The following is a 23060-nucleotide window of genomic DNA, read 5'->3' on the forward strand; positions in this document are numbered from 1 at the left end:
ACATGATCAATTTCAGTGAATTTATAACCATATTTTTTGCTTGAAGTTATTTGCTTATTTCCCCAAATCTCTTAAAAATGATTGCACTAAGCACCAAAAGTAATCAATAGTTTTTTATCTTTTTAAGACTAAATTATAACATTATTTGGCAGAATATTCAATCCAATCAAAAAACACCGGTCAAGGTAAAATTCACCCCAACCGGTATATCTCCAATCTATTCAATTTCACATTCAATCTCTGTACCATCAAGCAATGTTACAATTATTTTTTCCCCCTCAAAGACAGTCATCTTCTCAATAATACTAATGAATAAATCCATATCAAATTCTTCTATTGGTTCTGCGATTTTCAGAATTCCAATCAATTCCTTTGATTTGTACCTTACCAAAGCATTCTTGCTCTTTAAGTGCTCCTTCCATTTTTCCATGAAATAATCCCTGTTCTCAATCATTGCATTGAAAACATTTATAAATGTTTGATGTAAAACTCTATCATCTATATGCTTGTTTTTACACCCCTTTTCCCCTTTGACTCTATACTTGTTATTGCATCTCCATATTATCTTTCTAAATCTTTCATCATTAGAATTCCATACCTTCCTTCCAAAAGGACTGCTACAGCAACCGCATATTATCTTCCCTGCAAAAGGATTATTAGGTGAAGCATAATCAAGTTTGCTAATCCCATATTTTTCAGCGAAGGCCTTTCTTCTCTCTATCTCAAGCTGAACCGCCTCCCACATATCTCTATCAATTATTGCGGGATGACTTTCTTCAACATAATACTGAGGAACTTCCCCATTGTTTTCTACTCTCTTTTTTGTAAGAAAATCCACAGTGTATGTCTTCTGAAGCAAGGCATCTCCCTTATATTTTTCATTGCTTAGCATTTTTCTTATGCTACTTTCATACCATTTAGCCTTTCCATTCCAATTAGGAACTCCCTCATCTTCTAGCTCTCTTGCTATTCTATTTGAACCCTTACCATCAAGATAATCTTTATAAATTCTTCTTACAATCTTGGCTTGCTTTTCATTTATGATAAGATTTCCTTCTTCATCCTTATCATATCCTAGAAACTTTTTATGGTTTACAAAGACTTTGCCTTGTTCAAATTTTCTTCTAATTCCCCAGGTTGAGTTCTCACTAATACTCCTCGATTCATCTTGGGCCAAGGAGCTTAAGATTGTTAGGAGTACCTCACCCTTTGAGTCTAATGTATTAATGTTCTCCTTCTCGAAAAGCACTCCTACTCCATGCTCCTTAAGCATTCTAACATAATTTAAAGTATCAAGTGTGTTTCTTGCAAACCTTGATATGGACTTGGTTATGATCATATCTATTTTACCTGCTTTACAATCTTCAATCATTTTATTAAACTGTTCTCTCTTTTTCGTGTTGGTACCTGATATACCTTCGTCTGCATAAATACCTGCACACTCATAATCTGGGTGATTTTCAATATAAGTAGTATAATAATTTACCTGTGCTTCATAGCTTGATAACTGTTCTAGTTGGTCTGTTGACACTCTGCAGTATGCTGCCATTTTCTTTTTCTGTGGCTCTAGTCTCTCTGCTGTGCTCTGCCTGCTTGCTCTTGCTGGTATAACTGTAATGTTTCTTGCCATCTTTTATGCCCTCCTTTACAATAGTTTCTTCTTTTATATTAAGCCTGCTTATAACCTCATCATCTATCTTTGTTCCTGGGCAGGCATCTTTTCCGTTTTTAATGTAGTTACTACATTGCCATACAATCTTTCTGCATGAATGCTTGCTGTTCCAAGTTCTACGTCTTAAAGTAGCGCCACACTTACTGCAATAAAGCATTCCAGTGAGTGGGTACCTCTTTGTGTACTTATCTGTTTCTCCTGCAATATTTCCCTTGGCTTTTGCTCTTTTCTCAATTTCTTCTTGAACCTGCTCCCACATCTCTCTAGGAACAATAGCAGAATGATTATCTTCTATATAATAGCTGTCAATTACACCATCATTTCTTACAGAGTGTTTCTTTAAATGGTCTGGAGTGTAATACTTTTGAAGTATGGCATCACCTTTGTATTTTTCGTTCTTTAAAATCCCTAGAATGGTGGTATCATGCCATTTACCACTTCCTATGGTAGGAATTCCATCTTTGTTAAGCCCTTTAGCTATAGTAAAGCTCCCTTTCCCACTTAGGTATTCTGTAAAAATTCTTCTAACCACTTCTGCTTCTTTTCTGTTTATAACCAAATCTCCATATTCATCTTTGTCATAGCCTAGAAATCTTGTGGTATTAATTATCAACTCTCCTTTTTCAAACTTCTTTCTTACTCTCCACTTAAGATTGTCACTTACGTTTTTGTTTTCTTCCTGTGCAAATGAAGAGAGGACGGTAAGCATTAACTCACCGTCCCCTGACAATGTATTTATATTTTCTTTCTCAAATCTTACTTCTACTCTTAAATCCCTTAGTTCCCTTACTCTCTGTAGCATGATTGCTGTATTCCTTGCAAATCTTGAGATGGACTTTGTAATGATTAAATCCACCATTCCTCCTCTTGCAAGCTGAAGCATTCTTTGAAACTCTGGTCTATTTTCAGTAGTTCCTGTAACTCCTCTATCTGCAAACACACCTATAAATTCATATTCAGGATTGCTTGATATCATGTTTTCATAGTATTGTATTTGGTTCTCTAGGGATTCACCTTGTTTCTCAGTATCAGTTGAAACTCTTGCATAGGCACATACCTTTTTCTTCGCCTTTTGAACCTTCTTTATCGGTTCTATAATCCTTACACGCACTCTAGTCACCCCTTTCTATCATTTGATACTACTATATATCACTCTAAACTTGATAGAAGTCAAGCTATTAACGGTTGGATTATTCCTTGTTAAAAATCATAATTGTAGCATCAAAGCCTGCTTTCTTTAATCTTTTTACTTGGTTTTCAGCATTTTCTCTAACCCCATAGGAACCTGCCATCACTCTATATAAGGTTTGGCCACCGGTTAGTTGTTCCTGTGGGACTGATGATTCTTTATAGGAAACATTAAAGTGTTTTAGTACTCCTTTAGCAAGTGCAGTACCTACAACTTCTATATTTTTCACAATCCACTCTGCATCATCTTTATTATCATGAAATGCTATTTCAACAAGGACAGCTGGTGAATTGGTTGAGTTCAATTCATAGAACCTCGGATTATACTTCACACCTCTATCACCTGTTGGAGTTAATGGTTCAATCTCTTTATAAATTAGTCTAGCAGCTTTTTCTCCTTCTCCGCCTGGGGAATATGCATATATTTCAGCACCTCTGCCACCACCTGCATTAGAATGAATAGCAAAATGAAGGTGAGGTTTCTTTAAGTTACTGTCTTTTACCACCTGCCCTAGATTCCATTCTGGTTTGTTTCTATAGACTGTTATTCCATGCTCTACTAAAATCTTCTGAACTACATCAGCTACTTCATTCATCCTTTTTTCTTCTGTACCATAGTTACCATAGCCAATATTTCTTTCCTGGGTTGATGGACTTAAGTATACAATCTTACTCATTCGTGTTATCCTCCTTTCCAAGTTGAGCCAATACTTCCCTTAGCTTTTGTGGTATAGGGAGTCCTATATTTGCAGCATTTTCTATAATGCTTATACCTTCATTGGAAAGATAGAAAAAAATAACGGCTGTACGAATAGCACTACCGTTTTGAATGATATAGGCATCGATGGTGTTACCGATTGCTACCATTGTAAATATCAGTACCTTTTTAAAAATACCTTTAAACCCTATGTCACTGGAAAGCTTTCTTTGTAGTATTGCTAACATAATCCCTGTTACATAATCAATAGTTACAAAGGCTATCAAAGCATACAAGAACCCATCAACCCCTCCCAATAGCCACCCTAAATAACCTCCAATGGCTGTAATAATCATTTGAATAACATTTAATACATCTTTCATAGTTATCTTCATCTCCTTTTTTAGCAAAATAAAAAGACCTTCATTATAAATTAGGTCTTGGCTTTAGAAATAATCTTCCCCGTAATCAACAAGGTCAATTTCAAACATGTATTGAACTTTCATAGTATTAGCATCTGTTTTTTCAACAGGTAACGTTAGTTTTGTGTGGGCACCTATTGGTTTGCTTGTTAGCATATTTTGGATTAATAAATGATCATCATATTTCCCATAGTATCTGCTAATCCATCTATCTGTTCCCAATATATTGTGGTACGTAGTATAGCTTTCACTATTAAACCCAAAATACATCTTATAAGGTTCAAGAAGATTACCTTGAGGTGTAATTACTTGGTAAAAACTTGTTCCTCCCTGGGTACCGCTATAATACAGATAAATTCTATTTGCACTTCTATAAAAGTTATATATCCTCACTCTTCTTTCAATATTTCCGCTATCCATACCCATCTTTGCAAACCAACTAGAATTTCCTATCTTTGGCTTCATGTTCATATCTTGAACCTTATTACCTAATGCATCAACTCTTATCCATCTGCTTGTGTAAATACTCTCATTATACTGTTCATCTGTTCTATAGGTGTATCCAATTATATCAAGACACCCATCCAAATAAATCCCATCATCGGATACGCTTCTATAAGAGAATAATATATTGTAATCTATATCCTTAAAATCTTGACTCATATTTATATCCACAAAGCTTAGTTGAACCCCAACTTTGCTCCATTTATATATCCTCAGCATATTCTCGCTATTAACACTGTAAGTATAATACCCTATAAACACAAGATTTCCATCGGGTTGAATGTAAGGACATCCTCCGCTCAAACCATCATACTTTTTAATTGGGTCAGCACTGTCTACAACTAAGGGATTTCCATCAGTATTTAAAAGCTTTACTGTTTGCTCCCAAATAGCTACATCATTTATATTAAGATCAAAAGGAATCATTAACCAGTGACCTTTTAAATGTTCTGGAAATTGAATATAACTTGTTTGAGTTATATTAGTATCTTTACCATCCAGTAGAACCCATCCTTTTGACGGACTAGTAAACATTATCCTTCTAGCATAGTCGAACATTCTGTAGACTGCCCAATACCTGCTTGGATTTGTAGTACTATTTAATGCATAGTCCGTATCACCAGTTTCCCTACCATATAAGCTTGAACCAATGTAGAAGTAATCCTTATTGTCAGGGTCACTCTCGCCCCAATAAATACTCTCAATAGTTCCATTGGCAGCATGGGTTGGAAAGTCAAAAACAAAATTTATCCTTATTTTATTATCAGTAATCTCAAAGCGAGTTTCAGCTCTATTTATCGTTCCTCTTCTAGTGTCATCTCCAGAATAGGTACTATTCCTATGAGCATATCCTATAACATTTCCCATTACTCTTTGTTCATTTGCAGTTTCTGGTTTATCATGGTCAGTTAAGTAAAGGTAATCAAACCAATCATAATTATATGAACTTCTAGAATTCCCCGACCCCATAACTCCGTTAACAAAATTCCTAAAAAAGATATCTTTAAAATATAAGTCTGGTATTAGATTTTCGGTGTAAGCTTCTTTAACTTTTTCATTTGTTTTGGCATTAAATATTTCTAGAAGAACTTTTCCTTTGATTCCATTGTATTCTTTATTCTTTTTATCACTTATGATTTCTCCAGTTAAGTAGTCCTTGTTGTAGCTAATAACTTCTCTAATTCCCATAATCCTCTACCTCCTTCCTTAAGCTAAATAATCATCTGAATTGGAGAAGTGTAGTTTACTCTAACCCCTAAGAATTTACACTCATCCCCTTCAGTCCCCTTGTAAAATCTAAAAGTCAAGTACAATGTATCTCCTGCAGCAAATATTTCTCCGTAATGGATATCCTTTATAATTGAAAAATCAGCTTTTCTCATACCTTTATTTGCAAAGTCCATATCATTTGTAACATCTACAACTTGCCATATTGTGTTCAGGGCATCAAAGGCATACCAGGTAACTTTATCTTTACTTAATGCATATTGTAAATCTCCTGTTCCACTAACAAGGTCATCAACAATAATGTCGCCAATTGTTTGCTGGAGTGTTCTTCCCATATTTTCAATAACAACTTTTGGGAGACTCCTTTTCTTTTCTATTAGTTCAACCTTATACAACTCCGGTGAAACTGTCACATTGGCATCAGCTGTATATAAATGAAGCTTTGGAGCATTACTTAATATTCCTTCAAAACTTACTGGCAGTTCTTCCATTCCAAAGTTTGTAAACATATCTTCAGTTAGTGGTAAATCACCAACTTTTTCATAAGAACTATTAATAGCATTCCAAGCCTTAATTTCTGTTCCATCTTCTATCAGTAATTTTGCTGTAGAAACTTCAAAAGTAAAACGCCAATCTACCCAACATGAGGTAGAGCCACCAACTCCTACCCCTGGATTCATAGATGAGGATGTTGTTATACTTAATTCTATTGTTTGCTTTCCTTCTACTAATGAGGTTAAGTCATAAGTTAAAACATTCATCATCGTTGAACCATCACTACCAGTACTTAGCTGTCCTCCAATTTGAACTCCATCAACTTTGGCAATTATATATTCAGAACTTGAACTAAAATCTCCAGCAGCCCAAATCTCAACACTGGCACTTCTTACTCCCGAAGGTAAGGTATAGGCTTCAGTTACGGTTATTCCTTCTGTAGTGAAGTTTCTCATTTCTAGTACTTCATTAATTATCTTTGCTATAACCTCCACCTCCTTACTGATTATCAAATGTAAAAGCTAGACTTAATAGTTCACTATACTCACTTCTATCTCCAAATGTCGTCTCGTAAACTAGACCATTTCCTAAAGAACTGTACTGTTCAGATTCCCGGATATCTGTTAGTTCAGTAACGGTTATATAGTTCACCGTTTCCCATGTTCCATCTCCCTGATTCTGAAGTTCACTGAAATGCTTTACCCACCTATCAACAACTAAGTTTTGATAAAATTCATAGTAGGCCCTCTGACTAATTCCAGCCACAGCCATATTTATATTGATTGATGTGCTTATGTTGGTAGGGTCTTTACTTAAGGTTTCGCTATAGCTTATAAGTTCAGCAAACTGTGCTTCTTTATTAGGTACTTGCTCTATATTAATTTCTGTTTTCATATTATCTTTATTGCTACTTATCTTGCTCAGAAACAATGCATATAAAATAAATTGCATTACCTCTGCCCTTGGCAGACTTGGACTGAGACCTCCTTCAAGATGCCTTCCCTCTATCATAACTTGAAGATTGTTCTTCTCTATATTAAAACTTCCTGTTGATGTTTTCATCTCTACCACAAAAGCATGACTTCCCGCTGTTACTTGAGGTATTGGAATAGTTAAGTTAACAATGTTCTCCCCCAAAGCTAGGTTTTGACTAGGCTGAAATTCGTAGTACTCTCCATCAAGTGAAAATTTCAAATAGAGGATAAGGTCTGCACTAGCACTACCATTTATAATTAAATTGCAGGTCAGGTTTGTATCAGCTAGGGCAGAAATTCCTACAGCAATTGCTTGATAAAAGGAAGTAGCTGTAATAATGATATTCTCATTATTTTTCTTCAGGATTACTGCATTCTGAGCACCTTCTATTTTACTCTCTAGTCTTTCTACTATACTTGTAAGATCCAATTTACTTACTATAGTATTTAATGGATTACCAAGTTCTACTTTTGTATTTATAGGTCTTAGTAAATCCTTGACCATTTTTATAACCCGTAATTCTGAATAAATGCCGAGTTTCTCATGTTTTACAGTTACTATATCTCCAAGTTCTAAGTTAAAAAGGCTTGCATACTCTTCATAATCCTTTGTTTTGCTAAGTTCTAGAAACTCCACGGTAATGTTTATGAAAGGATTGGACACCTTTTTAATATACTCCTGAGCCAAATCCCTTAATTGTTCTTGGTCTTTGCAACCACTAAATTCAACCTTCTTTGTGATAGGGTAAGGCAGAATATCCGTAATACTACTATCTGCTTCTACATATCTCTCAGGAAGGACCAGGTTATTCTCTCCAACAGGGTATATTCTTGTTGCAAATTCATTTGTATCAATAATAGCTCTAAGTCCTTTTATGTTCTTGCCATATCTTACAGTGATGTCCTTTTCTTGACCTAACCTTTCCAATACTTCAACACTAAAGTTGTTTCGTTTCAATTCCATCCCGTATATTTCAAGCAGTCTAAACAATGCTTCCAGGGCATTAACGTTTCTCATTTTTACAGGATATATATTCTTTTCTGGTCCCATAAAACTAAATACAACCTGGGCCTCTGGTGGAATGGTACCTTCAAGGGCCTCTTTCATATTAGCATTAATAAGATTTACTGCTTCTATAAAATAAAAAGCAAGGTCATAAAAAATATGTCTTGCCCAGGCTTTAATCTTTCTTATATTCTCTTGTTCTCTTTCCACTTTATATATCCTAAAAAGCTGACCTTCAGCCTTTATAATATTAAACTCTAAAATGTAATTAGCTTTATTAGAATTAGCTGGATATTCAATATACAAGCTGTACTCTCCATTTAACTCCTCAGTTATTTCAGCTTTAATGCATTCATCAAGTATTGCAAGTCCATTGTTATCGAAGTTACCCTTATTGGTTTTCTTATCATAAATCGTAATCATTATAGCCACCGCCAATTTGGAATGACTTCAATTTTCTCAACGTTTCCTGTCCACTGAATCTGATTATTTCCTGGTACAAAGGTAATAAACTCCCCAATCATCTTAGAATTCATACTATTACCATTTTCATCATAGGCATCTTTAAGTGCTGTGTTTAAAATTATCTTTGAAGTCATATCTTTTAATTCTATATTTTTTTCATTAATAGTTAAGGTTATATCCCCTATACCATACACCGTTATTATCGGTTCACTTTCAATGGTTCCTGGATTGGTGATACTAGTTCCATTTTCAGTAATAGTAAGAGTACTATTTTGAACTGCATACTTAAAGGGTCTGCAATTAAATAAAATAGGAAACCTTGAGGTGTATTTATAAACTTGAGAAAAATCAATGCTATTTACAACTTGTGCTCTATATTTCCTATCTGACTGAAAACTGAAAATAAGGTCACTCTCTCCTATCCCAAAGAGCCATGCTTTTATTTCATCAATCTTTAGAGCAAGGTTTTCTTTATCCTTCACAGTACACTCTAACCCAATGGTAATATCCTCAAAAGTCCCCTCATCATAAATAAGTCTTGAATGTCTACCTGGAACATCGATATAACTTACTCTTCTCTTTGGAGCAGGAATGGTGGGTCTTGTATTAATGATAATTCCATAATCCAAATAACTATCCTTACCTTCAAATAAAAAACTAAGCATTACGCACCACCCCTTCCCATTGCTACTCTTTGCCTATAGAACTCTAACTCATAAGCAAGTTGCTCAATATCTTTGTCTGTATTATTGATGAAGTTTTCTATATGAAGGGTAAGTCCGCCACCTGAACTACCACCTTTCACTTTCTCCAGTGCTCTTGCCATTAAATCATCTAATCGGTCAATAGGAAGAACTGCCTCAGTTCCTGCTTCACCAACACCTATAATACTCGGTCTATTAAAAATACCACCCTTTGCATACCAATCAACACTAAGCTTTGGTACACTTGGTGGTGCTAAACTAAATTCCCCTTTAAGTGAAAAATGAGGAAGCTTTATCTTTGGTATCTTAATCTCAGGCAATTTTAATCTTGAGAAGAAATTATATATGGAATCTATTGCACCTTTTACAGTGTTTTTTGCAGCAGTAATAGGTGTTTCAATCGCTGATTTTATACCATTCCACACACTGGTTGTGACACTCTTAATTCCATTCCAAATGCCAGATATAAGATTTTGTACAAATTTCATTTCAAGTGAAACAACATTCTTTATAAAATCAAGGGCACTTTTGATAATATTTTTAAGACCATTCCATAAATCACTGGTAAGATTTTTTATTCCTTCCCAGACACCCTGCCAATCTCCTTTTATAAGACTGGTAACAATCTTAATCACATCTTTAATTACATTGAGGGTAGTCTTTACAGTATTTGAAATGATTTCGAAGGCTGAAGAAATAACGGCTACAATGTCATCACCATATTTACTCCATATATCCATTGCAAAAGTGATAAAAGCCTCAAATAATACTTTCAAAGCATCAATAATTGTTCCTATGATGGCCTTTACTTCATTCCAAGTTTCATTTACAACATTTCTGAAATCCTCATTGTTTTTGTATAGACCTACAAATATAGCTGTAAGTCCTGCTATAGCTGCAATAGTAATTCCAATAGGACCTGTTAGTGCTGTAAAAGCAGCACCTAAGGCTCCACTTGCTCCACCTGCCGCTCCAAGGGCAGTTGATATTGACCCAAAGGTAGAAAAAAGAGTTCCTCCTACGGATACTAACTTTCCTACCACTGTTAATACTGGTCCAATGGCAGCTGCCACAAGGGCAAGTTTTAAAATCATATCCTGCTGCGCTGGTGAAAGAGCATTAAACTTTTCAATAATACTTGTGATTCCTTGTATTAGTTTTTGAATTGCAGGCATAGCCCCTTCTACAGCATCTAAAAGTCTCTTACCAAGTGGTTCTAATGCCACTGCCATTTGATTTTTAAGTACTGCAAACTTATCTGCTACAGTTTCCGTATCCTTAGCTGCCTTTTCTATGGTCTCTGGACTTGCCTTTATGCTTGCAATTAATTCATCAAGATTAAGCCTTCCTTCTCTAATGGCAGCAGCCATATCTGGACCTGCTCTTGCTCCAAACATCTCTAAAGCCATTGCATTGGCTTCACCAGAAGTACCCGCCTCTTTTATACGAGTAATCATTTCTGCAAGTGCTTTATTGGGTTCACTAATACCTTCCTTAGCCATTTTACCAAGAGCAATTCTTAAAGAACCAACAACAAGTTCAGTGTTAACCCCTTCTTTTTCAAACTTACCTAGCATTGCAGCTGATGTCTGCCAATCAAAGCCCATCTGTCTTAAAGGTCCACCAAATTGTGTCATCAATTGCTGAAGCTTGCTGACTCCTATACCTGTGCTTTGGCTAACTTTAAAAGTATAGTCTAGAGCATCGGCATATTCTTCTGCTCCAATTCCTGCATCTTGAAACATTCTAGTAGAGGCAGGAATAAGGCTATTGATATCCTCCCCTGTGATTTTAGCTAGTTTTAACATCTGAGTAGATAGTTCTTGAAGGGATTCTCCCGAAAGTCCTGTTCGAGTATTAAGGTCTGCAACAACCTGACTTGCATCACCGATATTCGTATTGACAGAGGTATATACTGCTTTAAAATCATCATTCAAATCTTGTAATGCTTCACCTGTTGCTCCAGTTCCAATACGAATTGTATTATTTGCACTTTCAAAGTCAGTAGCTAGTTTTAATAGACCTGTTCCTGCTGCCACAATGGGTGCTGTTACAGTCATAGAAAGGTTCTTTCCTACACTAGAAAAGCCATCACCAATGCTCTTCATTTTGCCACCGATACCTTCAAGACTCTTCCCTAACTTAGTAAATCCGCTGCTTTGAACATCTATCTGATTATTGATATCAGAAAGTTCACCTTCCATCTTGTTCATTTCAGCAATAGCATAGTTAAGCTTTATCTTGAGGTTCTCGGTGGCTTTTGCATCCTCACCTTTTTTATCAGCACTTTCTTGGTAACTCTTTGTTAGTGCTGCAACTTTTGCCTTTTGAAGTTCCATCTGCTTATTTAGACTGTCTGCCTTTAATTTCAGTCCTTCGGTAGACTTTCCAAAGTCACCCATTTTGGTGCTTGCAGCTGCAAATTCACTCTTCACTACCTTAAGACTTCTTTGAATCTTAGCAACTCCATCTTGAAAGCCCTTATCATCCAAACCTACTCTTGCAACAACTGTGTTACCACCAGTAGCCATTTATTCCTTCACCTCCTTCCTAAAACAAAATGTTGTCAATGTTATCAAAACCATCTTGTTCCTCTAATCCATTGACCTTTTTATATACCTTAAAAAGAGCCTGTAACTTTTTAGGAGTACTGTTCCAGAACTGCTCTTCTGTCATTTTTAGTAGATTGGTTGCCAAATAGAAAAGCCACTCCCAGTCCCATGAATTAGAACCAGTGTGGCTATCTATTCCCCCATATTTTCTTCAGCCTCGGGCATTGCTGTACTCAATGCTTCATTTATGGCTATCCCTAATCTTTCAAGATCATTAATCCCAAGTTTCTCACCTACATCTTTTAATGTAGCTGTTTCATCTACTACCTTTACTGCTGCGAATATCAAAGCCCTAATAGCTTTTACTTTCATATTCTGCAAATCATCAAAGGCTTTATTCAAATCTCCATAAACCTCTTCCAGTTCACAGAAAGTGTTCATGTTGAATTTCAGTTCATATTCCTTATCACCTAATATGAATTTAATCCCTTTGTTTTTAAGTTCTGATGCTTTCAATCAATATCACTTCCTTTCTATACTATAGGTTGTGGCTCATCTGGTACAGCTGTAAACCATCCATCAATAATTGTTTGGTCTACCCCAGTTGCATCTTCATCTCCAATAAAACGATAATTACCATCAAAGTCCCTAGCAAAGAAAGTACCCTTTAGTTTTGCACTCTTTGGCTGTGGCTTTTCTCCTTCTGTGTCATACTCATCTGATGCAAGTTCGAATTTACCTTTGAGTAGCCACACATATCGATACTTCCCATTATTTTTCTTTGATTTAAATCCAAGAGCAATGGTAGGTGGCATATCATCTTTACTTTCAATCAGTACACCTTTGACAACCTTTGACCCCTGAAGCTTTGCTCTACTTTCTAGAGACAGCTGATTGATTTCTATTTCAACATCTACTCCTTCAAAAGCTGTAATTACATCCTCCACCGTATCGTCAGAATAAATATTTTCTGAATTTGACTTAGGTGTTAGCTTAGCACTGATTGCTCTTTCAAGCTTAGAGGGTACATCATAAGTTGTCCCCGTGTTATCATCCTTTGTCAAAAGAGCAATATGAATATCTCTTAAACCTATTTGTCTTGCCATCTATTTGACCTCCTTCTCTTCTAAATAAAAAAACCTCATACCCTTATGGTAGAGGTCCGTGTCTTTCTCATATAAGTCTGCTTCATCAAGCCGTTTAAATCCTACAGTTTGAAGTAAGTCTTTAATCGACTTTACTAAAACTGTGTAATCATCCTTTGACCATACATCCACTTGAATATAATGACCTGTGAATACCTCTTCATCCTCTTCAAAGGCTTCTCCACTTTCAATATACTCATGAAAAGTGATGTAAGTTTTAGCCTTACCAGTGTATTTTTGAAAACAAACTGGAACCGATAGTGGCTTTAAAGTATTGATAATCAATTTATTAATCAATTTCCTCTAGCCCCCTCTCAAGTTCCTCTTTGATTATTGCAGTGATTTCTCTCCTATTTTCTAGCACAGATTTTTCTGCCCAGTGCTGTGCAGGGATTTTCGATGTTCCCCACTCAGTAAATTTACTGTAGTAGAATTCAGAGTTATCTCCTTTATTGGGGCCTACCTTTATAAAATCAACCCCATCTTCCTTTTCAATATCGGACATCTTAATATGGTCAGCCATGTGTTTTTTTGCTAATTTTGACCTAGGTGCTTTTTTCTCCATCGAGGATTTTACTCGTTCCCCTGCTCTAGTGAGTGCATTCTTTTTAATATGCTCTCCCTTATCACCTAGCTTATTTATCTTATCGATTAAGGCATCCATACCCTCAAGTTCAAGTTTAGCCATCAGTGTCCACCTCCAAAGCCTTTATCTCAATGTATCTATTTTCATACTTGATGTTGTCAATGAAGGTGATATTGTAAGTTTTTCCTTGAAATAATATCCTCATGGTTTCATCTAATCCTTTAATTGCTCTAATAATGAACTTGACTGTCTTTTCTTTCCGAATAGCTGCTGCTTCAAAATACTCTTTACCATGAAGATTTGTAACCTTTGCCCAGACCGTTTTAAAGTCCTCATAACCCTTGGTCTCAAATCCATTGTCATTAACTACACTTGATAAAGTTTGAAAGGTTATTCTATGCTTAAATTCTCCAATCCCCATTACATCACCAGCTTTCCTTTCTATATGAGAACAGTAGTCTTTTCATCACATCATAGACTTCCTTTATATTTGTTTTCTCCCGTTCTTCATACATATTGGCTACTACATAATAAACTGCTTGTTTCACTGTCTCTGGCAGTTCTGTGAAGTTAGTTAATGGAGACCTTAGAATCCCTTCACACATTTCTTCTGCTGTAGTAATAAAACTGGTGATGAGTGTATTTTCCTCATCACCATCTATTCTTAAATATAATTTCACTTCATCTAATGAAACAACCATACACTCACCCCCAAGTTCTTATTCATTTAATCAACCACCATAAGTCCTGCATTTTTTAGTTTTGTAAGCAAAGCATTAAAATCTGCCTTTAGTTCCTCTATCGTTGCAGCTGTACTATCTGCTTGATTAACAGCTCGTTCTAAATGGACTCCGTCAATTAGTATTTGACCTTTAGTAGTGACTTCCAAGGTTCCATTTACAACCCATTTATCTCCACCTTGTTCAGCATAGTTTTTTACATTACTCATACTTCATCACCTACGCTTTCTGCTGCAATACTTTTATAGCTTCTGGAAGTATTAATTTACCATCTACTCTTTGAGTAGCCATAAATCCAACTTGTCCTGTTGCTGCAAATAATTCATTTAATCTCTTGAATGATCTTCCTTGACGATCAGCCACCCAATAGTATCCAAAATCACCAAAGGCAACAGTTTTAGCACCCGCTCCTAATGTAGGAACATAGGCTGAAGTTTTAACTGGTCTATTTAAAATAGTATCTGGAGTTCCAGCTGTCAATGATGGTTGCCAAATGTACTGACCGTTACCATCTTTCAATTTCCTAATTGCTTTCACTGTGGCATCATTCATTACAAAGACAGCATTTTTTCTGTATGGAGATTTTAAACTGTAGAACAAGTCCATAATCTCATCTAATGTTATAGCTGATGCTCCTGCAGCTGTAACCCCGACTAGTGCTCCACCAGTAGCATTAAAAATACCGGTTGGTTTTCCAGTTCCATCACCAACAAAGAAAGCCTCTTCTTCCTTGGCTCCAATACGTCTTGCAAATTCCTTTGCAATGTAAGATTCAAGGTTAAAGATACTATCGTTTAATAGTTCTTCACTGACTTTAATCATGGTAGCAAGTTTATATGCACCTATTGATACTTGACCAAAAGCATCATCACTTTCAGGAATTATTCCTTCTTCATCCACCCAAGATGCAGTACCTTTTGTTGCTACTACTGGAATTTTCTTATCCCCACTAGATGTAGTAATAACCTTTGCTAACTGTCTAAAGATATTTTCTTCTTCAAGAGCTTGTATTAATGTTCTTTCAAATTCATCGGGTACTAAATACCCACCTTCAGAATCTGTTCCTATTTGTAGTGCATTTTGAATATCATAGCTGTTTTTATTACGCATTGCATTCCAAAAGGCTTGTTTATATTCATCAGTTGCCCTTCCAGTTTTAGTTTCTCCTGTGGCAGTTGGTTTTGTAGTAATTGGTGTGTTAATTGGCTTTGAAAGTTCAAGGTCTAGTGCTTGCTGTCTTTCAAGGCGATCAATTTCTTTACCTAAGTTTACTACTTCTGTTTCCATCTTTTCATATGTGGCGGTGTCTTCTGCTGAGATAAGTCCATCGTTACCACGTCTAGAGTCTAGAAATGCCTTAGCTGCTTCCCAAGCCTTTGCTCTTTTTTCTCTTAATTCTAAAATTTTATTCATGTTGTATTCCTCCTATATTTTTAGTAGATTTAATCTCTTCTCGAGATTTTCAATTGGTGTTTCAGTTGGTTCGTTATCCTTTTTGTGTGGCAGCTTACTTAAGATTGAATTTGTAACTGCCATCCTACTAAAAATGACACCTTCATTTGTAGGTGTCATCTCCTCTTTACTTTCAAACATGATGGCATCTGCAAAGCCAAGTTCAACAGCCTTTTTAGCATTAAACCAACTTTCAGCATCCATTAAGTGAGATAGTTTTGTCCTTGAAAGACCAGTTCTTAATTCATAAGCATTAATAATTGCCTCTTTTACTTCACTAAGCATAGAGATTGCTTTTTCCATCTCTACTGTATCTCCAATGGCTACTGTCATAGGATTGTGAATCATAAAAAGTCCTGTAGGAGATATCAAAACCTCTGCTCCTGCCATTGCAATTACAGATGCTGCACTTGCTGCAATGCCATCAATTTTCACTGTTACTTTGCCTTTGTAGTCCATGAGCATATTGTAGATTTGACTTGCTGCGAATACGTCACCACCTGGTGAATTAATCCAAATTGTAATATCACCATCTCCATTAAACAGTTCTGATTTAAACTGCTTAGGTGTTACTTCATCACCAAGCCAAGTTTCCTCTGCAATTGCTCCATCAAGATAAAGGATTCTTCCATCTTCGTTCTTGACCCAGTTCCAAAACTTCTTATTCATTGTTTTTATCAACTCCTACTATATTGGTTTTGTCAGCGAATGCCCCTGCATCTTGTAGCTTTGTCATATTGCCATTAATAAGATATAGGTCTCCACCAAGTTCTGCTGGTATTCGATTTAGGTTTTCAAGTTCCCTCACATCATTTGCTGAGAGCCAACCATTTTGTCTGCCAACAGCGTACCCATTCATTCTTGATGCATAGTCACCTCTGAGTAGTCCATCCACATTAAATTTGATAAAATACTCTTTCTTTTCAGTTGGTGAGAGAAGCGCTTTTTGTATTGCCTGTTCCCACCTAATTACCCAAGGATCAAGTGTGTATTTCACAAACTCCAATGACTGCTGCTCAATATTTGAAAAGCTCGACTTCTCTAAATCACCAATCATATGAGGAGGGATTCTAAAAATACGAGCAATTTCATTGATTTGGAACTTCCTAGTTTCTAAAAACTGTGCCTGTTCTGGTGGAATACCTATACTATTAAATTTCATGCCTTCTTCTAAAACAGCAATTCGATGAGCATTACCACTTCCTTGATACACTGCATTCCAACTATCCCTTACTCTTTTGGGATCTTTAACTATTCCAGGGTGTTCTAAAACTCCTCCTGGGTTTGCTCCATTGGAGAAAAAGGTTGCTCCATATTCTTCTGTTGCTATTGCCATGCCGATAGCATTTTTAGCCATAGCAATTGGAGAATAACCGATAAGTCCATCAAAACCTAAGCCTGGAATGTGAAGTACTTCCTCTTTTCTTAAGTAAACTTGACTATAGCCTTGCATGTTGGGATTTTCTCCAGCATCTTTAGTGTAGATATAATAGATTTCACCACTACTTGTTCTATCTACACTCATCTTGTTTGGTAGTAAAGGATAAAGCCCTATTACCTGTCCCCTACCATCACGAATAATCTGTGCATAGGCATTTCCCCATAATAAAAGATGACTCATCAGTGTTTCTCTGAACACAAATGAAGTCATCTCAGGGTTTGGCTCATCATGGAGCAGATAATATAAAGAATGATTGATTACTTTTTCTTTTCCATCTTTGGTGTATCTATAGGTATGGAGTGGTAAGCTAGCTACTGCTTCAGCTAATATTCTCACACAAGCATATACTGCTGTTGTTTGCATAGCTGTTCTTTCATTAACTACTTTTCCACTAGTAGTTCCACCAAAGAAAAAACTATATGAATTTCCAAACAAACTGTTCTGTGGCTTATCTCTTGACCTAAATAAGCTTCTAAATATCCCCATAGACATCACTCTCCTTAAAAATGGGTATAAGAAAAGCACCTCCCATGAGATGCCTAGTGATTAATTTCACTTTTTCTATTCAGGAACACTGAATTTTCCAACTTCAATTCTCTCTAATAAATTTTTTGCCTCATTAATGGCATCTGGAAAATCCTTTCTCTATCTAGAAGAATTAATAACTACTTCTAATGCTTCTATTACTCTATCTCCTTCTATTATTCTTAATAATGAATTGACCCTTGTTCTAGTTCCAGATTCATCTTTATCAAAACCTTGACCATTATTATAAATCTCTTCAATAAATTTAGTTTTTAACACATCATCTCTAAGGTCATCAATTCTCAATAAGAATGCTTCCATATACAGACCAACAAACCATAGACCAGCTGATCTATATGCTTTAATAAATTGATCATTTGTAATTTGTCTTTTCAAAGTAATCACCTCATCTTGAGTATATCACTAAATCTTGTAACCGTGTTTAGCAATTTTAAAATCAAATCATTGCTGCATAATCATAATATAGGTATACAAAATTTGATTCATTAAGATGTTTTCTAGGTATCTTTCAATTACAATCTGCAAATGATATCCCTCTTTCTACAAGTAACCTGCCTATCTCAAATATTGCTGCAAATTCAACATTTGTAACAGGTGCTATGATTTCATCTTTAATAAGCCAGTTTGTTTTAGTTCTAATAAAATTCTTTCCATCACATCTTATATGCTTATACATTTCGCTTATATCATAATAGTACTCGGGGGTTAACTCTCCTCCTTGAATTATCCCTACTGCAATTGAATGATTCCCACCATTAACCCATGCTATTCCCATAGGAAGCCAAACTTCTATATAATGATTATTATCATCTTGTTTCCAATTACCCCATGCTCTTCCTTTACCTATTTTGGTTATGGTATTAACTAGTCTTGCTCTATTCCATGGCCACGGTAAGATTAAGTCTTTGGAAAGATTGATTTTTTTGTTACAATACACTTCCTTTTTTAAGTTATAAAATCTAATAAGCTCCTCATTTTCAGCAATGAAATTTGTCGTTCCATCAAATGCTATAGAATCCCAATCTAACCTAGGTACACCATGTGCTCCACCTTCGCAATCATAATACAGTAAATATCTTATAAAATCACTCTGTATTCCTCTTCCTAAGATTCGAATATAATCAAAAATTGGATGTTCTTTAGTTCTACTAATAGATTTATTATTTAGAATCTGTCTAGAAAATTTTAAAATGTTATTAAATTTTTCTTCATTAGATAAATGTGATGCTTGTAGCATATCATTTAAGCTTCTTTCATTTGATATACTTTTCTTCTTTCTTCCCCATAATACCTTACCCAACATATTAATCTCCCACCTCTATAGCATTTCTGTCCTATTACTATATAATTATTGGGTGGAATATCTTATTATTACTAAACTATGAATTGCTATAAATATACTTATAAAATGAGAATTCCTCTTTCATCATAGACACTTCCTCCAATGCCATTATTCCTAATAGCTCTATCAAGTGCCATTATTAAAGCAACTGCACCGTCAATACGTTCAGTGCTTTTCTCTTTGTCTGGCTTTATGTTTCCTGCAGGGTCAGTTTTGACATAGATGTTATCCATCATCCAACGAAGTACTGGGTTTCCTCCATGTGCAATTTTCTTTTCTAGTGTCAGTTTCATAAGTTCTTTTGAAGAAGGTGACATATCCTTATACCCTTGTCCAAAAGGAACTACTACAAATCCCATTCCATCAAGGTTTTGAACCATCTGCACAGCACCCCAACGGTCAAATGCAATTTCTTTTATGTTGTATATCTTACCTAGTTCTTCAATGAAACTCTCTATAAAGCCATAGTGGACCACATTGCCTTCAGTAGTTTTTATAAAACCTTGTTGTTCCCATACATCATAGGGAACATGATCCCTTCTTACTCTGAGTTTTAGATTATCATCTGGAATCCAAAAGTAAGGAAGTACTATATACTTTTCTTCCGATGTTCTTGGTGGAAAAACTAATACAAAAGCAGTGATGTCTGTTGTACTAGAAAGGTCAAGTCCTCCATAACATTCTCTGCCTCTTAATGAATCTAAATCTATATTAAAATCACACTCATCCCATCTATCCATCTGCATCCAACGAGTGGACTGTTTTACCCATTGATTTAATCTTAGCTGACGAAATATATTTTCTTCAGCAGGATTTTCCTTTGCACTGTTATAAGCATTTCTAACTTTTTCTATGTCAATGGTATGTCCTAGAGATGGGTTTGCCTTATACCAGTTCTTCTCTAGACCCCAATCATCATTATCATCAATCCCATAAATAACTGGATAAAAAGTTGGATCTATTTTTCTACCCTCAATAATATCCAGCGCCTTTTGGTGTTGTTCAAAGCATATAGAATTTCTATCTGTACCAGCTGTAGTTATAAGAAAAAATAGCGGTTGCAGTCTAGCATCACCACTACCTTTAGTCATTACGTCAAATAAATCTCTATTAGGTTGAGCATGAAGTTCATCAAATACAACTGCATGAACATTAAGACCATGCTTTGTATAGGCTTCAGCTGAAAGCACTTGGTAAAAACTATTTGTTGGCTTATATACTAACCTTTTCATTGACATTACTGGCTTAATTCTTTTCTTTAATGCTGGACATTGCTCCACCATCTCAACTGCTACATCGAAAACAATAGAGGCCTGCTGCCTATCAGATGCACATCCATAAACCTCTGCTCCCCATTCATTATCACCACAAGTCATCAAAAGTGCTACCGCTGCTGCAAGTTCTGATTTGCCATTCTTTTTGGGAATTTCTATATAAGCAGTATTATACTGACGGTATCCATTTTCTTTTACTGTTCCATATATATCTCGAATGATTTTATCTTGCCAAGGAAGTAAATCAAAAGGAACTCCTCTCCATTGACCTTTTGTGTGCTTTAGGCAGTTGATAAAATTAACAGCTCTCTGTGCTTTCTTTTCATCATACATTATTTCACCTCGCCTCTTAGCATCATCTCCATAGGATCATAAGTTTCATTAGTCCCTTTGTCTGCAACGATTCTGCTTCTAGAGGATGGTGTCAAACCAAATTGCTCACAAAACTTAATCATAATCTTAAGATAAGCTTGGGCAATAGACACCTGTGGCACCTGCTGCCAATAACCACTTGGAGTTTTTACAATTGTTCCATGTTTTGATATAAATTCTTCTGCTTCCTTCCAACGGGCATACGCTTCACAATATCCTGCAAAGGCTGCCATATCAACTTCTGTTAGTATACCAAGTTCTTCTAGCTGTTTTGCTACCCTTCGCCATTCTTTTTTAGCTTCAGCATTAAGCCAACTAGGACACTTAGGTGCCTTCTTTTTAGGTTTTGGTTCAAATTCATTAAGTGGTCTTTTACCAGGATTACCCTCGAGTTCTTTTATTGCTGTTGGTTTTGGTTTTCTTCCTCTCTGTGCCATAGGTTTCACCCCCAATCTTTAAAATTTGCATAAGAAAAGAGCCTACTATTTTGTAGACCCTTATCCTGATTTTCTTTTACTTTTCTATTTGCCTCTTATCCCTTTGTAGTTATAATTACCTTTTCTAATTTCCTCATGGTCAGCTTTGACTGCTCTATCATAGTCCTTATCTTTCTTTTCTTTTTTGCAGCAGACCATACAGATGCACTCCGTATTAAACATCGACATGATCCTTCCCTTATCTAATGAACCACCGCATCTATCACAAAACTTTTGTGTAAAGAATTTATCCATTTTTACCTCTCCTCCTTCAACTCAGATAAACATTCTAAATATGCAATTTGTAGAGGTTTTAAATGAATTCTATTATCAGAATATCCTCTAGCAATAACATTGAAATAATATTCTGTAGGAGCCGCTATCATATTGGTATATTTGCTTGCCATAATATACACCATTGTTTTTCTATGCTTTTCATCTATCATAATCTCTACTTGCTTTTTAATATATAGACTCGGATAACCTTCATATATATCAAGTGCCCTTTCACATTCTTCAGTGATTTCCCATAAGACAACGGGTACTAATCTATCCTTACATGGCTCAATGTTTGCAACCCCTTTGTACTTTCCTCTAAAGGTTAGCTTGTAATCATGAAGGGTTCCAATCCCTATCACCTTTGCTTTAGGACATCTTTGTTTCATCTGTTCAATATTCATATTTGAACCGTATGCACCATACAGCTTTGTTCTTCCTGCCATTTCACATTTCTCCTTTACTGATTTTATATACCAAGAGGGGCTAATTTGCCCCTGTCTTGGCTGTAGGTTATTATTAAGCGGCTCTAGGTGTTTTCCAAGCTGCATTACCATCAAGTGATCTCATAAGGTGCTGTCTACAGTTTTTGAACTCCTCACCAATAAGTCCTAATCGAAGCAACCAACATCTGAATGTGTACTTCTCGTTATCTGTGTAAGTGCGTTTTGCACTAGCACTCTTTTGACTTAATGCTTGGTGGCTTACCGCTAGGCAGAAAACTATGTAACTCCTAATTTTACCTGCGTGCATGGTACCGTTGAAAAGCCTAAATTCAATGGTGCCTTTTGTGAATGTGCTGTGAAGGTTGAGTCCATGATATCTACTGGAATGGTAGTGTCTACTTCTGCTTTCAGCACCGTATTCGCTGTACCAAATATCTGCTAGTTCTGTTAAGGTTTTTGGCCTTTTCTTGTTTATGGTTCTAATCAAATTCTCGTTTACCTTTTTGCAATATCTCATTCTCGAGGGGTCAATCTCAAGACTCTTGTAAATCAAGTCTTCCTTTGATGCCGTTAGGTTAACTAAATTCTTTAGGGTGTTCGGAGTATGGTCTTTTGCACCAATATGAATGTGTATTCCACACTGTAGCTTGCTTTCACTAACTGCACCTGCGTGTCTAAGCTGTCTGATCAGTTCTTGTAAAGTTTCAATGACCTCATCATACTTTAAAATCGGTGTAACCAATTCAACACTGTAACTTTTATCTGCTGAAACAAGTCTGCCTTTCTCTTTCTTCCTTGTCTCAATGCTTGCATCACTCATTATTTTCCAAACTCTATTATCTGGTGCAGTTATCTTGTAGGTATCGTAGCTGTCAAAGGTTCTTTTAACTGTTCCACCTAGAAAATTTGCTGTTACTTCAGCAGCTTTTTCTCTAGTAATGCCTGTCATTTCAATTTCAACGCCAATGGTTTGATTTTTCAATGCTTTCTACCCCTTTCAAAGTGTGTTTTTCTTTTGGTAGTGTACATATTACCTCTGAAAGGGGTATATATCCAGT

General features: G+C 35.8%; 27 protein-coding genes. All 27 read right to left on the reverse strand.

Translation table 11 applies throughout. The features are described from left to right. Window positions 1-217: 217 nt before the first annotated feature. The gene (locus tag CC89_RS00720; RefSeq protein ID WP_035287954.1) at window positions 218-1549 is read right to left on the reverse strand and encodes a recombinase family protein; all 1332 of its coding nucleotides are present in this window, start codon (window positions 1547-1549) and stop codon (window positions 218-220) included. Continuing rightward, window positions 1494-2783 (reverse strand): recombinase family protein, encoded by a 1290-nt coding sequence (locus CC89_RS00725; protein ID WP_035287956.1) that lies wholly within the window; start codon window positions 2781-2783, stop codon window positions 1494-1496. Before CC89_RS00725 ends, CC89_RS00720 begins: the two co-directional genes overlap by 56 nt. Before the next feature lie 79 nt (window positions 2784-2862). Further along, the gene (locus tag CC89_RS00730) at window positions 2863-3537 is read right to left on the reverse strand and encodes an N-acetylmuramoyl-L-alanine amidase (protein ID WP_035287958.1); all 675 of its coding nucleotides are present in this window, start codon (window positions 3535-3537) and stop codon (window positions 2863-2865) included. Further along, a complete protein-coding gene (locus tag CC89_RS00735) occupies window positions 3530-3940 on the reverse strand; it encodes a phage holin family protein (protein ID WP_035287961.1) in 411 nt (136 codons plus the stop codon). Before CC89_RS00735 ends, CC89_RS00730 begins: the two co-directional genes overlap by 8 nt. Before the next feature lie 63 nt (window positions 3941-4003). After that, window positions 4004-5671 (reverse strand): hypothetical protein, encoded by a 1668-nt coding sequence (locus CC89_RS00740; RefSeq protein ID WP_035287963.1) that lies wholly within the window; start codon window positions 5669-5671, stop codon window positions 4004-4006. A gap of 23 nt (window positions 5672-5694) precedes the next feature. Then, complete coding sequence (locus tag CC89_RS00745) at window positions 5695-6717, reverse strand: hypothetical protein (protein WP_035287966.1); 1023 nt, start codon at window positions 6715-6717, stop codon at window positions 5695-5697. After that, window positions 6704-8608 carry a phage tail spike protein gene (locus CC89_RS00750; RefSeq protein ID WP_051931355.1) on the reverse strand — a complete coding sequence of 635 codons (1905 nt, stop codon included), beginning with the start codon at window positions 8606-8608 and terminating at the stop codon, window positions 6704-6706. The genes CC89_RS00745 and CC89_RS00750 overlap by 14 nt, the downstream gene beginning before the upstream one ends. Continuing rightward, window positions 8608-9315 (reverse strand): distal tail protein Dit, encoded by a 708-nt coding sequence (locus tag CC89_RS00755; RefSeq protein ID WP_035287969.1) that lies wholly within the window; start codon window positions 9313-9315, stop codon window positions 8608-8610. Before CC89_RS00755 ends, CC89_RS00750 begins: the two co-directional genes overlap by 1 nt. Then, window positions 9315-11885 (reverse strand): phage tail tape measure protein, encoded by a 2571-nt coding sequence (locus tag CC89_RS00760; RefSeq protein WP_035287970.1) that lies wholly within the window; start codon window positions 11883-11885, stop codon window positions 9315-9317. The genes CC89_RS00755 and CC89_RS00760 overlap by 1 nt, the downstream gene beginning before the upstream one ends. A 19-nt stretch (window positions 11886-11904) precedes the next feature. After that, window positions 11905-12030, reverse strand: coding sequence for a hypothetical protein (locus tag CC89_RS20915; RefSeq protein WP_286161267.1), 126 nt, complete (start codon window positions 12028-12030; stop codon window positions 11905-11907). Between the two features lie 68 nt (window positions 12031-12098). Next, window positions 12099-12422 (reverse strand): hypothetical protein, encoded by a 324-nt coding sequence (locus tag CC89_RS00765; protein WP_035287972.1) that lies wholly within the window; start codon window positions 12420-12422, stop codon window positions 12099-12101. 17 nt (window positions 12423-12439) lie between these two features. Next, on the reverse strand, window positions 12440-13012 hold the full coding sequence (locus CC89_RS00770; RefSeq protein ID WP_035287975.1) for a major tail protein: 573 nt from the start codon (window positions 13010-13012) through the stop codon (window positions 12440-12442). Continuing rightward, window positions 13013-13345, reverse strand: a complete 333-nt coding sequence (locus CC89_RS00775; RefSeq protein WP_286161281.1) for a hypothetical protein — start codon at window positions 13343-13345, stop codon at window positions 13013-13015. Beyond that, window positions 13341-13739 (reverse strand): HK97-gp10 family putative phage morphogenesis protein, encoded by a 399-nt coding sequence (locus CC89_RS00780; protein WP_035287981.1) that lies wholly within the window; start codon window positions 13737-13739, stop codon window positions 13341-13343. The genes CC89_RS00775 and CC89_RS00780 overlap by 5 nt, the downstream gene beginning before the upstream one ends. Continuing rightward, window positions 13732-14058, reverse strand: coding sequence for a phage head closure protein (locus tag CC89_RS00785; RefSeq protein WP_035287983.1), 327 nt, complete (start codon window positions 14056-14058; stop codon window positions 13732-13734). The genes CC89_RS00780 and CC89_RS00785 overlap by 8 nt, the downstream gene beginning before the upstream one ends. A 4-nt stretch (window positions 14059-14062) precedes the next feature. Then, entirely contained in the window at window positions 14063-14338 is a 276-nt protein-coding gene (locus CC89_RS00790; protein ID WP_035287985.1) for a head-tail connector protein, read from the reverse strand. Window positions 14339-14364: 26 nt separating this feature from the next. After that, window positions 14365-14586, reverse strand: a complete 222-nt coding sequence (locus tag CC89_RS00795) for a Head fiber protein (protein WP_035287987.1) — start codon at window positions 14584-14586, stop codon at window positions 14365-14367. Between the two features lie 10 nt (window positions 14587-14596). Continuing rightward, window positions 14597-15790: a phage major capsid protein gene (locus tag CC89_RS00800; RefSeq protein WP_035287989.1), complete on the reverse strand. Its 1194-nt coding sequence runs from the start codon at window positions 15788-15790 to the stop codon at window positions 14597-14599. Window positions 15791-15802: 12 nt separating this feature from the next. Continuing rightward, window positions 15803-16498 (reverse strand): head maturation protease, ClpP-related, encoded by a 696-nt coding sequence (locus CC89_RS00805; protein WP_035287991.1) that lies wholly within the window; start codon window positions 16496-16498, stop codon window positions 15803-15805. Then, window positions 16491-17756: a phage portal protein gene (locus CC89_RS00810; protein WP_035287993.1), complete on the reverse strand. Its 1266-nt coding sequence runs from the start codon at window positions 17754-17756 to the stop codon at window positions 16491-16493. Before CC89_RS00810 ends, CC89_RS00805 begins: the two co-directional genes overlap by 8 nt. Before the next feature lie 159 nt (window positions 17757-17915). Beyond that, window positions 17916-18191, reverse strand: a complete 276-nt coding sequence (locus tag CC89_RS00815) for a hypothetical protein (RefSeq protein ID WP_035287996.1) — start codon at window positions 18189-18191, stop codon at window positions 17916-17918. A gap of 133 nt (window positions 18192-18324) precedes the next feature. Then, window positions 18325-19119 (reverse strand): DUF6710 family protein, encoded by a 795-nt coding sequence (locus CC89_RS19345; protein WP_051931356.1) that lies wholly within the window; start codon window positions 19117-19119, stop codon window positions 18325-18327. A gap of 98 nt (window positions 19120-19217) precedes the next feature. Then, window positions 19218-20765: a terminase large subunit gene (locus tag CC89_RS00825; RefSeq protein WP_035287998.1), complete on the reverse strand. Its 1548-nt coding sequence runs from the start codon at window positions 20763-20765 to the stop codon at window positions 19218-19220. Continuing rightward, window positions 20765-21241: a phage terminase small subunit P27 family gene (locus CC89_RS00830; RefSeq protein ID WP_035288001.1), complete on the reverse strand. Its 477-nt coding sequence runs from the start codon at window positions 21239-21241 to the stop codon at window positions 20765-20767. The genes CC89_RS00825 and CC89_RS00830 overlap by 1 nt, the downstream gene beginning before the upstream one ends. Before the next feature lie 84 nt (window positions 21242-21325). After that, window positions 21326-21535: a hypothetical protein gene (locus CC89_RS20920; RefSeq protein WP_035288004.1), complete on the reverse strand. Its 210-nt coding sequence runs from the start codon at window positions 21533-21535 to the stop codon at window positions 21326-21328. 2 nt (window positions 21536-21537) lie between these two features. Further along, window positions 21538-22002 carry a gamma-glutamylcyclotransferase family protein gene (locus CC89_RS00840; protein ID WP_035288007.1) on the reverse strand — a complete coding sequence of 155 codons (465 nt, stop codon included), beginning with the start codon at window positions 22000-22002 and terminating at the stop codon, window positions 21538-21540. A gap of 73 nt (window positions 22003-22075) precedes the next feature. After that, entirely contained in the window at window positions 22076-22984 is a 909-nt protein-coding gene (locus tag CC89_RS00845) for an amidoligase family protein (RefSeq protein WP_081896915.1), read from the reverse strand. Window positions 22985-23060 lie beyond the last annotated feature (76 nt).

Origin of the sequence: Clostridium sp. KNHs214 (genome assembly GCF_000744935.1) — a bacterium.
Classification (GTDB): Bacteria; Bacillota; Clostridia; order Clostridiales; family Clostridiaceae; genus Haloimpatiens.

Coding starts and splice junctions, on each gene's coding strand:
- CC89_RS19345 (WP_051931356.1), bottom strand. CDS start 19,119: ATGTTGGGTAAGGTATTATGGGGAAGAAAGAAGAAAAGTATATCAAAT.
- CC89_RS20920 (WP_035288004.1), bottom strand. CDS start 21,535: ATGGATAAATTCTTTACACAAAAGTTTTGTGATAGATGCGGTGGTTCA.
- CC89_RS00770 (WP_035287975.1), bottom strand. CDS start 13,012: ATGGCAAGACAAATAGGTTTAAGAGATATTCATATTGCTCTTTTGACA.
- CC89_RS20915 (WP_286161267.1), bottom strand. CDS start 12,030: ATGACAGAAGAGCAGTTCTGGAACAGTACTCCTAAAAAGTTACAGGCT.
- CC89_RS00735 (WP_035287961.1), bottom strand. CDS start 3,940: ATGAAAGATGTATTAAATGTTATTCAAATGATTATTACAGCCATTGGA.
- CC89_RS00760 (WP_035287970.1), bottom strand. CDS start 11,885: ATGGCTACTGGTGGTAACACAGTTGTTGCAAGAGTAGGTTTGGATGAT.
- CC89_RS00740 (WP_035287963.1), bottom strand. CDS start 5,671: ATGGGAATTAGAGAAGTTATTAGCTACAACAAGGACTACTTAACTGGA.
- CC89_RS00805 (WP_035287991.1), bottom strand. CDS start 16,498: ATGAATAAGAAGTTTTGGAACTGGGTCAAGAACGAAGATGGAAGAATC.
- CC89_RS00800 (WP_035287989.1), bottom strand. CDS start 15,790: ATGAATAAAATTTTAGAATTAAGAGAAAAAAGAGCAAAGGCTTGGGAA.
- CC89_RS00810 (WP_035287993.1), bottom strand. CDS start 17,756: ATGGGGATATTTAGAAGCTTATTTAGGTCAAGAGATAAGCCACAGAAC.
- CC89_RS00795 (WP_035287987.1), bottom strand. CDS start 14,586: ATGAGTAATGTAAAAAACTATGCTGAACAAGGTGGAGATAAATGGGTT.
- CC89_RS00720 (WP_035287954.1), bottom strand. CDS start 1,549: ATGGCAGCATACTGCAGAGTGTCAACAGACCAACTAGAACAGTTATCA.
- CC89_RS00825 (WP_035287998.1), bottom strand. CDS start 20,765: ATGTATGATGAAAAGAAAGCACAGAGAGCTGTTAATTTTATCAACTGC.
- CC89_RS00750 (WP_051931355.1), bottom strand. CDS start 8,608: ATGATTACGATTTATGATAAGAAAACCAATAAGGGTAACTTCGATAAC.
- CC89_RS00785 (WP_035287983.1), bottom strand. CDS start 14,058: ATGGGGATTGGAGAATTTAAGCATAGAATAACCTTTCAAACTTTATCA.
- CC89_RS00830 (WP_035288001.1), bottom strand. CDS start 21,241: ATGGCACAGAGAGGAAGAAAACCAAAACCAACAGCAATAAAAGAACTC.
- CC89_RS00790 (WP_035287985.1), bottom strand. CDS start 14,338: ATGGTTGTTTCATTAGATGAAGTGAAATTATATTTAAGAATAGATGGT.
- CC89_RS00780 (WP_035287981.1), bottom strand. CDS start 13,739: ATGGCTAAACTTGAACTTGAGGGTATGGATGCCTTAATCGATAAGATA.
- CC89_RS00730 (WP_035287958.1), bottom strand. CDS start 3,537: ATGAGTAAGATTGTATACTTAAGTCCATCAACCCAGGAAAGAAATATT.
- CC89_RS00840 (WP_035288007.1), bottom strand. CDS start 22,002: ATGGCAGGAAGAACAAAGCTGTATGGTGCATACGGTTCAAATATGAAT.
- CC89_RS00755 (WP_035287969.1), bottom strand. CDS start 9,315: ATGCTTAGTTTTTTATTTGAAGGTAAGGATAGTTATTTGGATTATGGA.